The sequence below is a fragment of the Arthrobacter sp. genome (assembly GCF_031179985.1).
Classification (GTDB): domain Bacteria; phylum Actinomycetota; class Actinomycetes; order Actinomycetales; family Micrococcaceae; genus Arthrobacter.
Window position 1 is genome coordinate 66,479 of record NZ_JAPSHJ010000002.1, and the last position, 13,382, is coordinate 79,860.

Sequence of the window (13,382 nt, forward strand, 5' to 3'; positions counted from 1 at the left end):
CAGGGATTTACTCTTGCAGCTCCTTATCCCACGCCATACTTCGGTTCACAACGGCGTAGCCCATCTTCGTATAGAGCGCCAGGGCACCTGTCGGGTTCTCCGAGTCGACATCCAGGGAAGCTTTATCCATCCCGGCCACCGCGAACTTTCGCATAGCGTCTGCAAGGAGTGCACTCGCGATGCCCCGGCCGCGGTATTCCCGCCTGACCCCCAGCAAATCCGTGTACCCCTCGGTGTAACCCCGGATCACGGCAATGTGAGGATCGTGCGTGGCCAGTTGGTAGCCCGCAACCCTCCCGGTGACGCGGTCCAGGACAACGGCACTGAGGTCCGGACGCGCCAACGGATCGTTCACAGTATCCGCCCAGGATTCCTCGTCCCGGGGTTCGCTCCCCCAATGATCCCGAAAGGCATCGTTGTGGGCCTCCCGCACTGGCTCGTTGAGGTGCGGCGCCATCCCCACAAGCTCCAGTCCACTGGCAAGGGCAAAATCGGGCAGCGGAGTGCTCAGGGGCCGGTGCATCTCGTTGTAGTACCGGACGACGACAAACCCGGACCGGCCGAACAGTTCGGCCTGGTGGCGGTGCTGCTCTTCCATGTGGAGGCGAAGACGCGCGCGCGGAGCTGCGCGGCTTTGGTCCGGGCCACCTTTGTTGGCAGCCAGGTCCTCCGCGAACCTGGCCACGGTCCGCGACTCCAGCCAGCCAAGCAGAGCCCGTCCTATCCCCCTTCGCTGCCACTCCGGGTCCACACAGCCGAAACCGTAGGCCTTGTCCCCTTCGGGGTTCTTGGTGATGCGTGCGTACGCTCGAGGAATCCCCTCTTCGTCCACACCGATGATGGTGTTCGCTGCAGGGTGGTTCTTCTTTGACTGCAGTATCTGGATCAGGTCCTCCCGCCGTTCGAACCAGACGGGCTGTTCCACCGCTGCAGTCCGTTCAATCAGTCCGGCCCAGGAAGCAAGGTCCTGGAGCGTGGCCGGACGCCATGACAGCAGTTGTGGCAGCATTTCGGCCTGCTGGGGTGGACTGCGGCAAATGCCAGGGTCGTGATCCATGGCAACAGGCTAGCCTCCTGCTCCTGCCCGCGCCAGAATAGGCTTGGTGGTACGGCCCGCGTGCTCCTCAAGACGGATGACGTGGTCAGTCGAGTGGATGTCGGCCGGGTTGTGGCTCACCAAAACAACTGTCTTTTCCTTCAGTCCGCTGCGAAGGTCGGCCAGCATGGCCCGTCCCGCTGCCGCATCCAGGTGTGCCGTGGGTTCATCCAACAGAATGACGTCCGCCCCGGCCATCAGCGTTCGGGCGACCGCAAGCCTCTGACGTTCGCCACCACTCAGGAAGGACCCGGATGGCCCGATCCTGGTGTCCAGACCCTCGGCCAGCCTGTCCATCAGCGGAGCCAGGCCTGCCGCGGTAAGGGCGGCCTTCATCGCAGTTTCAGCAATCTGCCCCTGAGCCTCTTCACCCTTCGAGCGGTTGTTTTCAGAACCAGGCAGGCCCAGCATGAGGTTTCCCCTGATGGTGGAATCAAAAAGATGCGCCTCCTGGGGGCACCACGCTACTTTCCCCGTGACGAGAACGTGCCCCTGCCCCGCCGGCAGGAAGCCAAGGATGACGGACAACAGCGTGGATTTACCGGATCCCGACGCCCCGGTGACAGCCAGCCAAGTCCCCGGTTCGGCAACGGCGGACAACTCCTCAAAAACCGACGGCCCTCCCGGCCAGGCTGCAGTAAGTCCGTCCAATTCAACTCCGGGCCGGTCCCCTGCCCGCCCGGGGACCGGAAACAGGCCATCATTGGTCTTTGCCGCCCCGGCACGGTTCACTCCAGGTGTGTCCTCGCCGGCAGGATCTTCCTTATCGGAACCCGCCAAAACCCCGGCTCCGCTGATGCGCTGCAGTACCGAGCGGAAGGCGGGATACTGCCGGACTGAGCTTGCCATGGCGGAGTATGGCTCCAGGAGCGCCAGCTGAAGCAGAACAACTACTGCCGCCGTCGCAGGTTCTACAGCCCCCGCCATCACAACCGGTGCCGCGAGCACGGCAGAAATCAGGGCCGCTCCCCCGCAGGCCAGAACGGTGAGGGCCTGCCCGAGGCCCTCCGCCCAGGCCGAGCGCAGGGACGCCGCGGTGGCAGCACGGTCAGCGTCCCGGATCGCCGAAAGAACAAGCCCGGCGGCGTGGTTTGCCTGCAGCTCCAATCGGGCATCCAGCGCTGCCGCCACATCCCGAAGCACCCCGGTGCGAAGCTGCTGTTCCGTGCGGGAGGACATCCTGTCGGCAAGGAGCGCCAGAATCGGAGAAGCCACCAGCGACACCAAGGCCGTAGCCGCCGTGGCAGGAAGTGCCGCCGGCAGCAGGAGTCCGGTAGACAGGACAGCCGCTGCGGCCACAGCGATTGCGGTCAACGGGGGCAGCACAACTCTGGGCAGCAGATCGCGCACCGTATCGACGTCGTCGATGACAGATCCGAGCACATGTCCGCCCTGCAGCAGTTTCCGGACCGCCAGCGCCCGCCTGCTCAGCGACTCCCACAACCGTCCCCGGAGGGAGGTCAAAGCGGCGAAGACGGCATCGTGCAAGAGCAGCCGCTCACAGTAACGCAGGACGGCGCGGCCGATGCCGAAGAACCGGACGCCGACGATGGCCGTGAGCAGGTACAGGATGGGTGGTTGCTCACTCGCCCGGATGATCAACCAGCCGGACAGCCCTGCCAGCGCGACGGCGAAGAGCGAGGCAAGCACTCCGACCATCGTCGATGAGGTGAACTTCAGGGCTTCGGGGGCGAGCAGGCTTCGCAATGCCTGGAAGGTACTCCCTCTCCCTGCGCCCTCTGTGACTGCGGGGATGGGGCTGGTGCGCTTTAGAGAACCGATGGACGACGCAGAAGAGGCAGCGGAGGAGACTGTGCCGGAACTGAGCCCACCTCCCGGCCGCTCCGCAACCGGAGCCTCGGCTTTGCGTGAATCCGCTCGGACACCAGGCTCATGTGCCACCTGAACAATCTTGTCGGCCAACTGTCGGGTGGTCGGATCATGGGCGACAAGGACCACTGTCACCCGGCCGCGCAGTGCGAGGATGGTGCAGTTGATGACGGAAGCTGTCTCGGGATCCACGTGGGCTGTGGGCTCATCCAGCAGCAGCAGGGTGGCTCCGGCCTCAATTCTGGCCAGTCCGCGGGCCAGCGCAACGCGCCGCAACTCTCCGGGGCTCAACTCGGCCGGATGCTTGTCTGCAAGGTGGGCCGCCGCCACGTCAGCGAGGCAGCGCTCCGCAGATTCTGTAACAGCGTCAGGGTCGGGCAGGACCCCCTTGTGTGCGGCAGTCAGATAAAGCTCCACTTCATCCTGCACCGTCGGTGCGACCATGACAGGGTGCTGGGGCACCCATGCCACGCCTGCACGATCAAAGCCTGCAATTTCGCCAAGGACTCTGGTGGAACCACTGTTTCCGACCATTCCTGCCAGCACCCCAAGCACAGTGCTTTTTCCTGCGCCGCTTACTCCGTCCAAGGCAGTGATGCTTCCGGCTGCCGCTTCAAAGCTCAGTGGCGCAACGGCCGGAGTGTCTCTTCCGCTGAACACCACCTCCAGGTCACGGACGACGACGGTTGGCGGAGCGCCGTCGTCGTCGGTCCTATGGTGGTCCGCATCAAGCGGCACGGCTTGCGGCGTGTCAAGGACCAGCGTGGCCTCCGCGAGCGCTGCACGGCCGTCGTCGCTGGCATGATGGGCAGTGCCCAGCTCCCGCAGGGGAAGATAGCAGTCCGGGGCCAGGATCAGTGCGAGAAGCCCCGCCTCCAGCGGCATCTCCCCGTGGACCAGGCGCACACCGATAAACACGGCCACGACAGCTACGGAGATGGTCGCAATCAGTTCAAGTGCCAGAGCTGAAAGGAACGCGGTGCGCAGTGTCCCCATGGTGCGGATGCGGTATTCATCCGAGATGTCTTCGAGCGCTTTCCTCTGGGCAGTGGCACGTCCCAGGCCAACCAGCACGGGCAGGCCCTTTGCAAGTTCGAGCATGTGCCCCGACAGTCGAGCGAGTGCCGTTTGGGCTTCCCTGACGCGATCTTCCGTATACCGGCCGATCAGGACCATAAACACGGGCACGAGCGGGACTGTGAGCACAATGACTGCTGCGCTGATCCAGTCGGCAAAGAGGATGCGCGCCCCCAGCAAGAGGGGAACCGCGGCGCAATTGACCAGCGCGGGCAGGAACTGGGTGTAGTAGCTGTCCAGGGCGTCCAGTCCCCGGGTGGCCAGAATGGCGAGTCCTCCGTCTGAGGGGCCGGCACCGCGGGTCCCGGTCCGGAGGGCCCGCTCCAGAAGTTCTGACCGCAGTTGTTCCTTGACGCCCAAGGCCGCCCTGCGGGCCGCGACTGACTGGGCCCACGTAGTGAGCGAGCGCAGCACTACCCCGGCCATTCCCCAGGTCAGCTGCTGGCCCCAGGCGGGGTCATGGGCCATCAGTCCGGCAAGCACAGAGGCAACTGCCTGGGCCATAAGCACAAGGGACAGTGCCTTCAGGGCGGCGACGAGCCCCAGGAGATAGATCGCGGATCTGGTGGCCGGCCCCGAGGGGAACGTTGGTCTCACAGGGGATCAGTCCTTGGTGGACAATGATTTGGCAGCAATCGCGGGAAGGAAGCTGTGCGCCTCCGGAATGTGGTTGGCGCTGACACGGCGCCGGAATACCCAGTAGGTCCATGCCTGGTATGCGAGAACCAGGGGAAGCCCGACCGCGGCAACAATGCTCATCAGCCCCAGCGTGTAGTCGGATGAGGAGGCATTGAACACCGTGAGGCTGAAGTCCGGACTGATGGTGGACGGGAGTACTACAGGGAACGCAGCACCGAAGATCGAGGCCGTGCCCGCGACGAGGAAGACGCCAAGGGCCAGGAAGGCCTTGCCTTCCGAGCCGCGTCGGGCGAACCTCCATGTCATGACCGCCGCCACCACCGCGACGAGAACGGCACCCCACGTCCAGGGTTCGCCGCTGAGCAGCTGGACACTTACCGCCCATGCAGCCATGGGCAGCAGCAGAACAGGCAACAGCCGGACAAACCAGCGCCGCGCGCGATGCCTGACATCGCCGTCGGTCTTCAGGGCCAGGAAGGCGAGGCCGTGCACTATCGCGAAGCCCACGACGGCGAATCCCCCCAGCAGTGCGTAGCCGCTGAACCACGCAAACGGGCCGCCTTCCCGGTCCCCGTTGGCGTTGAGCGGAAGGCCTGTGGTGGTCAGGGCCAAGGTCGCACCGACGCCAAAGGCGGCCAGGAAGGAACCGGCGGCAATCGCCAGGTCCCAGCGGGCACGCCAACGTTCAGTGTCCACTTTTCCACGGTATTCAAAGGCGACAGCGCGGAAGATAAGGGCCACAAGAACCAACAGAAGCGGCAGGTAGAGGGCAGAGAAAAGGGAGGCGTACCAGAGCGGGAAGGCCGCGAATGTTGCACCTGCCGCTGTCAGGAGCCACACCTCGTTGCCGTCCCAGACCGGCCCGATCGTATTGAGCAGCACGCGCCGATCCGTGTTGTTGCGGGCGAAGAGCTTCATCAGCATGCCGACGCCGAGGTCGAAGCCTTCGAGAAAGAGGTAGCCGGTCCACAGCAAAGCAATGGCGATGAACCAGATGGTGGGTAGCAGTTCCATGCTCAAATTCCTCTGCTTTTCCTAGTACGCGAAGGCCAGGACATCGTCCGCAGCGCCGGGCCCGCCGGCTTTGGTGGAACCGGACGTCCCCGGTCCTTCATCGTCGTCGGCTGGCTCTTTTCCGTGGGTCTGTCCATCCGCAAGCTCCGGCATGGCTGAAGCCACACCGCCGCGGATGTACTTGACCAGCAACTTCACCTCCACCACGAGCAGCACAGCGTAGATCGAGGCCAGGACCACAAGGGATGTCAGGAGCTCCCCGGCGGAAACCCCGGGCGAGACAGCAGCGGCAGTGAACATAAATACCTGATCGATGCCACTGGGATCGGGATTGGGTGCCACAACGAATGGCTGGCGGCCCATTTCCGTGAAGATCCAGCCTGCGGCGTTGGCTCCGAACGGTGCCAGGATCCCGAAGACGGCAAGGCGCATCAGGCCCCGGGAGGCCGGAACCGTTCCCTTACGGGTGGCCCACAGCGCAAGGAGCGCTGCGAAGGCCGCGATGCCGCCAAAGCCGATCATCATGCGGAAGCCCCAGTACGTCACCTCCATCACGGGCACATACTCGATTTCCTGGCCCGCCCGGTCGCCGTAAATAGGGTTGTCGGGAAGGTTGGTGCCGTACTTGGCCTGATATTCAGGGAGGAGTGTGTTGACGCCCTTGACCTCTGTGGTGAAATCGCCCTTGGCCAGGAAGGAAAGGATGCCGGGAACTTCGATGACGGCGACAATATCGTCACAGTCCTGGGAGCCGACGTTCCCTACGCTGAGGACTGAGAAGCCGGTCCCGTCATGGCATGCTGCTTCGGCCGCTGCCATTTTCATGGGCTGCTGCTCAAACATCAGCTTGCCTTGCAGGTCCCCCGTCACGGCAGTTCCGGCGAACGAAATCATCGCGACGACGGCACCAATCCGCAGCGAGCGGATCCAAACGGTGTGGTCGGTCAGATCGCGGCCGGGAATGTCTGCCTGACCGGGGATGACCTTCCCGTCAGGCCCTACGACGTCGATACCGTCATGCCTGCGCCGCCAAAGATGGTACCAGGCGATCCCCAGCAGGAAAGCTCCTGCCACTGCAAGGGCACCAAAGATGGTGTGGGGAACTGCAACCAGGGCTGTGTTGTTCGTAAAAACGGCCCACGCGTCCGTCATCACAGGCCTGCCGTTGATCATCTCCACACCAACCGGATGTTGCATCCAGCTGTTGGCGACGATGATGAAGTACGCCGAGAAAACGGAGCCCACCACGGCAATCCAGAGGCAGGCAAGGTGCACGGCCGGCTTGAGCTGTTTCCAGCCAAAGATCCATAGACCCAGGAACGTGGATTCAACGAAGAAGGCGAGGAGGGCTTCCATGGCCAGCGGGGCGCCGAACACATCTCCGACAAACCGGCTGTACTCGCTCCATGCCATTCCGAACTGGAATTCCTGCACAATGCCGGTTGCAACCCCCATGATGAAGTTGATCAGGAAGAGCTTGCCCCAGAACTTGGTCATCCGGAGGTACTCGGGTTTTCCCGTGCGATGCCACAGCGTCTGCATCAGCGCCACCACGAGACCAAGACCGATCGTGAGGGGCACCATCATGAAGTGGTAGACGGTGGTGATTCCGAATTGCCAGCGTGCGATTTCCAAGGCGTCCAAGGCGGTCCCTACTGTTGGCCGGGCTATCAACGTTGAAACTTCTACAAGGCGTAGAACATTCAACTTCTACAAAGTGTAGAACAAATCCGGGAAGTCCGGAAGCTGCGCTTTCGTACAGCAAAGAATGGCGGCGACACGCTGGAGTAGTGTTCTACCTCATGTAGAAAGAAAGCCGGAAACCGGGTAGATTTGGAGCTGGAGCTTTTTAAGAAACGCGCCCTGGTCGGAAACCCGCCCCGGGCGCCGGCGGGACCAGAAGGATGTACGAATGGCAAGTCTTGGGGAACTGGAACGGGCAGTGATGGACCTGCTCTGGGCGGGCCAGGAGGCAGCCACTGCAAACAGGCTTCGTGATCTGCTGGCGCAGAGCACACAGGCGCAGGGCGGATCAGCCGGCCATGTGGGCAAGGATCTCGCCGTGACCACCGTGCTGACTGTGCTCTCCCGCTTGGAGAAGAAGGGGCTTGTGGAGCGCGAACGCGGCACACGCCCGCACCGCTACCAGGCGGTCTCCAGCAGGGAGGACCATACGGCCGAACTCATGCATGAGGTCCTTGGCTCCGCGCCGGACCGCGAAGCAGTCCTCGCCCGCTTCATTGGATCGGTCACTGAAAGTGAAGCTGAAACGCTCCGCAAGTTGCTCGGCCACATTTAGCAGTACATGTTCTGGACCTCGTATTTTCTGGCGGTCCTGGCGATAGCGCTGGCGTGGCCGGTGCCTATCCTTCTTTCCCGTGCGCGATGGCCTGCCCGTTCGCCGTTTACCGCCATGCTGTTGTGGCAGGCAATAGCCTTGGCCGGCGGCCTCTCCATGATCGGCGCAATGCTGGTTTACGGCCTGGAACCCCTTGGGGACAATCTCCTGGCGGGACTGGGCGCCCTGGCGGCCATGGTCCTGCACAACGCTCCCACCACCCAGCTGGGCTTCTGGCACATTTTCGCGTTGTCCGCTGCGGCCCTGCTGACTGCGCACCTGGTTTTTACCCTGTTGCTCACGTACTACCGGATCGAACGCCAGCGCCGCAGGCATCGGGAGCTCCTTGCGCTTCTTGCGTCTCCCTCGGCGGATGGGCCCCGAACAGTGGTGATCAGTCACGATTCCCCTGTGGCCTATTGCCTTCCGGGCGGGGCGCGATCGGTCACCGTCCTGTCAGACGGGCTGATGTCCGCACTGGAGCCTGCGGAGCTTCGAGCCGTCCTCAACCATGAGAACGCGCATCTGAACCAGCGGCACCACCTTCTGTTGTGGGCTTTCGCCGCGTGGCGCCAGGCCCTCCCCTGGCTTCCCACCACTCGGCTGGCCCAGGAAGCAGTCAACTCACTCATTGAAATGCTGGCCGACGACGTCGCCCTTAAGACGGAGAGCAAAGCCACGCTCATCAAGGCAATCGCCATTGTGGCAAGCGGACCGGCTCCTGCCCCGAACGCCGGTTCCGGGTTCACCGGACAGATTGTGTCCGACGGCGAATCCCAGCCTGAGGGCACCACCGGCGGTGCAGGGTCGGCACGGACCACGGCAACGCGCGTCAGCCGGCTGCTGTCCGCCGAACCACCGCTTTCCGCTGCATTCCGGGGCCTGGTTCTCGCAGCCTGCGTGCTGCTCCTTGCTGTTCCCACGGCTTTACTGATTGTTCCCGGACTGCTCGGCTAGCGCCGGCAGGCCGGGAACGTCTTCAGGGCGGAAGCAGGCAACCCCTACTTCAGCGCAGCGTCCCCTTTGAACCGCAGGTCCACATTGCCCTGGCCCTGGCCTTTGGACGTGCCGTTGATCGCCGAGGAGGTCTCGGCGAAGGTCAGAGTGGCGTGGGCAATCGCATCAGCCATCTCTTCGAGGACCGTCTTACCGACATTGCTGAGCGTATCGCAGGCACTGTGGTAGCAGGGATCATATGGCGCACCGGCGACGCCGCCGTATACTACCGCTTCTTCGGCTGACTTGATTCCCTCGGCGCCGGTAAAGAGGCCTCCGGCAGGGATGCCGTTTTCGATGAAGCCGAAGTAATCCGAGCGGCCGTCGAACTCCGTCGGTTCCGTAGCAAGACCCTGCGATGCGAAGTAATCCAGGAATACCTGCTCCACGCGGGCGGACCCGTTAGGCCCCGTTTCCCCGAATGCCGATCCGTCGCCGTCGTAGACAAAGCGCACATAGTTAGGGGAACCCACCATGTCAAAGTTCAGGTTTACAGCGTGCCCCTTCAGTTGGCGCGCCGAGAGCTGGGAGACATAGAAGTCCGATCCGACGAGCCCGTCCTCTTCTCCGCCCCAGAAGGCAAAGCGGACCCTGTTCTCGGGATCCCCCGACTCAGCCAGCTGGAGGGCTGTTTCAAGAATGGCAGCGGATCCTGTTCCGTTGTCATTGATGCCTGCGCCTTCTGCAACGGAGTCCAGGTGCGCTCCCACGACCACCGTGCGGTCCGCCCGGCCCGTCGTGTCCGCCAGGATGTTGAAGGAGTTGATGGTGGTCAGGGCCGAGTCAACCGCGAGCCGCATTATGGTCACGCCGGTCAGTCCGGCCAGTTCTTCTCCAAGGGCAAATGTCGTACCCACAGCAGGGATGGTGGCCTGAGGGGCATTGAGCGTTCCGTTGAAGGCACCAAATCGATCATCGTCAGGAACGTCATTGCCTTGGTTGAAGACGATGACACCCGCTGCACCAGCTGCGGCCGCGTTGTCCACCTTGACCCGGAAGTCACAGGAACCGCGCTGAATCAAGGCGATATTGCCCACCGGGAAGCCTGCGAAGTCCTCACCCTCGCAACCGCTGGTTGCGGCGCGGTCTCCTGCCAGGTTTATATCGACGGCGGTGAGCGGAGCCCTCACGTCGCCCGCCCCCGAGTACGTCATGACGACGAAATCCGGGTCGTCGCCTTCGTCAGTGTACGTTTCCGAAGTGGGCAGGATTCGCTCCAGCACCGTACCCGCCGGATCCACGTTGAACTGGTCATAGGAGAAGTGCTGCCGCACAGGCTCATACCCTGCCGCCCGCAGCTGCTCCTCCGCATACACCGCCGAGGCCTCGTACCCTGCCGTCCCAGCCGCGCGCGTGCCGCCGTTGGCATCGGCTATGGTTTGGAGCTCTTGCAGGTGGTCCATGATGGCCACTGCAGATACGGCGTCGCGGAGTGCCGCGGTGTCCGTACCGTTGTCGGCAACGGCCGGCGGCGAAAAGCCCACCGCCACCAGGATCGTTGCGGCTGTAGCCGCGCGACGCATATTCCGTGTCTTCTTCATAGGGGTCTCCTGAATTTCTGAGGCGGAATCCGGGTCCGGGCATCATTGCACGGAGCGGTGAGATGACCCTATCGGATACGCGGCTGTACGAGGAGTACCTCATCCGCCACGACACGCGGCCAGTGGCCGGCCTTGCTTAGACCCCCGGCGGACTCAGGCGTCGATGCGTTCGCGGTCCAGGCTTGCCGCCCCGGTGGACTCAGGCGTCGATGCGTTCGCGGTCCAGGCTTGCCGCCCCGGCGATGATGAAGTCTTTCCGCGGAGCCACATCAGATCCCATCAGAAGGTCGAATGTCTCCTCGGCGTGCTTGGCATTCTCGATCCCCACCTTGCGCAGAGTGCGGTGCCGCGGATCCATGGTGGTTTCAGCGAGCTGCTCGGCATCCATTTCGCCCAGACCCTTGTAACGCTGGATGGGCTCTTTGTAGCGCTTGCCTTCCTTCGCCAACCTCGCCAGCAGCCCGTGAAGCTCGGCTTCGGAATATGTGTAGATCATTTCGTTGGCCTTTTGGCCGGCGCTGATGACTTCCACACGATGCAGCGGCGGAACAGCGGCAAAGACCCTGCCTTCATCCACCATCGGCCGCATGTACCGGAAAAACAGCGTCAACAGGAGGGTGCGGATGTGGGCACCGTCGACGTCGGCGTCGGTCATCAGGATGACTTTCCCGTAACGGGCAGCACTGATGTCGAAGCTGCGGCCTGACCCGGCCCCCACAACCTGGATGAGGGCAGCGCACTCGGCATTGGAGAGCATGTCGCCCACGGAAGCTTTCTGTACGTTCAGGATCTTGCCGCGGATCGGCAGAAGGGCCTGAAAGTCAGAGGAACGAGCCAGTTTGGCCGTTCCGAGGGCCGAGTCACCTTCCACGATGAACAGTTCCGAGCGTTCGACGTCGTCCGTCCGGCAGTCAGCGAGTTTCGTCGGCATCGAGGATGTCTCCAGCGCATTCTTGCGTCGTTGGGTCTCCTTGTGCACCCTGGCCGAGATCCGCGACTTCATCTCACTGACGATCTTCTCCAGCAGCAGCGCCGATTGGGCTTTGTCGTTGCGGTTGGCGGAGTTGAGGCGCGCCGTCACTTCCCTCTCCACTACCTTGGCCACAATCGCCCTGACTGCGGAGGTACCCAGTATCTCCTTGGTCTGGCCTTCAAACTGCGGCTCAGCCAGGCGTACCGTCAGGACGGCCGTCAGTCCTGCGAAGATGTCGTCTTTCTCGATCTTGTCGTTCCCCGCCTTGAGCTTGCGGGCATTTGTTTCAACAGCCTTGCGGAACGTCTTCACCAGGGCTTGCTCGAAGCCTGACTGGTGGGTTCCGCCCTTTGGCGTGGAAATGATGTTCACGAAGCTGCGGACGGTGCTGTCGTAGCCAATGCCCCAGCGCAAGGCAACGTCCACTTCGCATTCCCGCTCCACTTCTGCGAGCTGGCTGTGGCCACGTTCATCCAGGACCGGAACTGTCTCCTTGAACTTGCCCGAGCCGTGGAGGCGCCAGACATCTGTCACGCCTGGATCAGCAGCGAGGAACTCCACAAACTCCGAAATGCCGCCGTCGTGGTGGAACACTTCCTCGTGTGCCCCGGATTCACCAGGGGTACCGGGAAGGCGCCGCTCGTCCCGGACTGTCAGTTTCAGTCCGGGGACAAGGAATGACGTCTGGCGGGCGCGTGAAGCGAGTTCGTCATAGGAAAAACGAGCATCCGGGGTAAAGATCTGACGGTCGGCCCAGTAGCGGATCCGCGTCCCGGTAACTCCGCGCTTGGCCTTGCCGATGATGTCCAGCACTGAGTCTTCGACGAAAGGTTCGAACACGGCCGACGGGTCCGGCTTTGTTCCAACATCCCGGAACCGGCCAGGCTCGCCCCGACGGAACGACATGCGGTAGGTTTTGCCGCCTCTGTCCACTTCGGCGTCCAGCCTGGCTGACAGTGCGTTCACCACTGACGCGCCGACTCCGTGAAGGCCGCCCGATGCGGTGTAGGAGCCGCCACCAAACTTTCCGCCTGCGTGGAGCTTCGTGAAAACCACCTCGATGCCGCTGAGCCCTGTTTTAGGTTCCACGTCGACGGGGATACCGCGGCCGTCGTCGTGGATTTCCACTGAATTGTCGGCGTGAAGGATGACCTTGATGTCATGGCCAAAACCGGCCAGGGCTTCGTCGACTGAGTTATCGATGATCTCCCAGAGGCAATGCATCAGTCCGCGGGAGTCAGTTGAGCCGATGTACATGCCGGGACGCTTCCGGACGGCTTCCAGGCCTTCCAGGACGGAGAGGTGCCGGGCAGTGTAATCAGAACTGGGTGTCACGGGTGGTGAACTCCTTCAGTGACGGAATAGCTAGGGGTGGAAATGCTCTCTCTAGGGTAGTCGCCCCGCCCGCCTGCCCCTGTTTGCCACTCCCCTGAGGCCTCGTAACGCTACGACTCGTTACGCACCTGTGATACGCGGACAGCGAACTTGATCAATCCTTGCCGTGGATCAGCAACGAATGCTGGTTATATAGAGTTACCGATCTACTAAGGAGGCCGAAATGACAACAGCAGTAGCGGACCGCACGCTAAACGCACTGGACCGGTGCGATCGTTGCGGGGCACAGGCATACGTCCGGGTTGTTCTCGGTTCCTCCGGCGGTGAGTTGCTGTTCTGCGGCCACCACGCCCGCGCGGTCGAAGCCACCCTGAAGCCCCTGAGCTCCGACTGGCACGACGAAACGAGCCGGCTTCACGAGAAGGAACCGGTTCCAGTCGACTAGCAGCTCCACTGATCACGTCAGGGCTCCTCCATCGTGGAGGGGCCCTGATTTTTTTGGTCCGGCCAAGGTAGGCGGGACTCATCCAATCAGAGTGGCCG

Annotated in this window: 9 protein-coding genes; 3 read left to right on the forward strand and 6 right to left on the reverse strand. The window is 62.9% G+C overall.

Features of this window, described 5'->3' with window-relative positions:
* Positions 1-7: 7 nt before the first annotated feature.
* Genes RIN13_RS01495 through RIN13_RS01510 form a run of 4 tightly spaced genes read right to left on the reverse strand, consistent with a single transcriptional unit; the run spans position 8 to position 7,300 of the window.
* A complete protein-coding gene (locus RIN13_RS01495) occupies positions 8-1,057 on the reverse strand; it encodes a GNAT family N-acetyltransferase (RefSeq protein ID WP_309105561.1) in 1,050 nt (349 codons plus the stop codon).
* A 9-nt stretch (positions 1,058-1,066) separates the two neighbouring features.
* Entirely contained in the window at positions 1,067-4,600 is a 3,534-nt protein-coding gene (gene cydD, locus RIN13_RS01500) for a thiol reductant ABC exporter subunit CydD (RefSeq protein ID WP_309105562.1), read from the reverse strand.
* Positions 4,601-4,606: 6 nt separating this feature from the next.
* Positions 4,607-5,656 carry a cytochrome d ubiquinol oxidase subunit II gene (gene cydB, locus RIN13_RS01505; RefSeq protein WP_309105563.1) on the reverse strand — a complete coding sequence of 350 codons (1,050 nt, stop codon included), beginning with the start codon at positions 5,654-5,656 and terminating at the stop codon, positions 4,607-4,609.
* A gap of 21 nt (positions 5,657-5,677) precedes the next feature.
* On the reverse strand, positions 5,678-7,300 hold the full coding sequence (locus tag RIN13_RS01510) for a cytochrome ubiquinol oxidase subunit I (RefSeq protein ID WP_309105668.1): 1,623 nt from the start codon (positions 7,298-7,300) through the stop codon (positions 5,678-5,680).
* A gap of 268 nt (positions 7,301-7,568) precedes the next feature.
* Between RIN13_RS01510 and RIN13_RS01515 the strand changes: the two genes are divergently transcribed.
* Together RIN13_RS01515 and RIN13_RS01520 are read left to right on the forward strand one after the other, a co-directional pair.
* A complete protein-coding gene (locus RIN13_RS01515) occupies positions 7,569-7,955 on the forward strand; it encodes a BlaI/MecI/CopY family transcriptional regulator (RefSeq protein ID WP_309105564.1) in 387 nt (128 codons plus the stop codon).
* A 6-nt stretch (positions 7,956-7,961) separates the two neighbouring features.
* Complete coding sequence (locus RIN13_RS01520) at positions 7,962-8,951, forward strand: M56 family metallopeptidase (protein WP_309105565.1); 990 nt, start codon at positions 7,962-7,964, stop codon at positions 8,949-8,951.
* A 44-nt stretch (positions 8,952-8,995) separates the two neighbouring features.
* On the opposite strand, the gene RIN13_RS01525 is transcribed toward RIN13_RS01520, so the two are convergent.
* On the reverse strand, positions 8,996-10,531 hold the full coding sequence (locus RIN13_RS01525; RefSeq protein ID WP_309105566.1) for a M28 family peptidase: 1,536 nt from the start codon (positions 10,529-10,531) through the stop codon (positions 8,996-8,998).
* Between the two features lie 199 nt (positions 10,532-10,730).
* Positions 10,731-12,839: a DNA topoisomerase IV subunit B gene (locus RIN13_RS01530; RefSeq protein WP_309105567.1), complete on the reverse strand. Its 2,109-nt coding sequence runs from the start codon at positions 12,837-12,839 to the stop codon at positions 10,731-10,733.
* Positions 12,840-13,062: 223 nt separating this feature from the next.
* Here RIN13_RS01530 and RIN13_RS01535 point away from each other — a divergent pair, with 223 nt between their 5' ends.
* Positions 13,063-13,284, forward strand: coding sequence for a hypothetical protein (locus RIN13_RS01535; RefSeq protein WP_247044971.1), 222 nt, complete (start codon positions 13,063-13,065; stop codon positions 13,282-13,284).
* Positions 13,285-13,382: the final 98 nt, after the last annotated feature.

What these genes read in the sequence shown, in the direction of transcription:
- RIN13_RS01525 (WP_309105566.1), bottom strand. Translation starts at nt 10,531, where the DNA reads ATGAAGAAGACACGGAATATGCGTCGCGCGGCTACAGCCGCAACGATC.
- RIN13_RS01535 (WP_247044971.1), top strand. Translation starts at nt 13,063, where the DNA reads ATGACAACAGCAGTAGCGGACCGCACGCTAAACGCACTGGACCGGTGC.
- RIN13_RS01495 (WP_309105561.1), bottom strand. Translation starts at nt 1,057, where the DNA reads ATGGATCACGACCCTGGCATTTGCCGCAGTCCACCCCAGCAGGCCGAA.
- RIN13_RS01515 (WP_309105564.1), top strand. Translation starts at nt 7,569, where the DNA reads ATGGCAAGTCTTGGGGAACTGGAACGGGCAGTGATGGACCTGCTCTGG.
- RIN13_RS01520 (WP_309105565.1), top strand. Translation starts at nt 7,962, where the DNA reads ATGTTCTGGACCTCGTATTTTCTGGCGGTCCTGGCGATAGCGCTGGCG.
- cydB (WP_309105563.1), bottom strand. Translation starts at nt 5,656, where the DNA reads ATGGAACTGCTACCCACCATCTGGTTCATCGCCATTGCTTTGCTGTGG.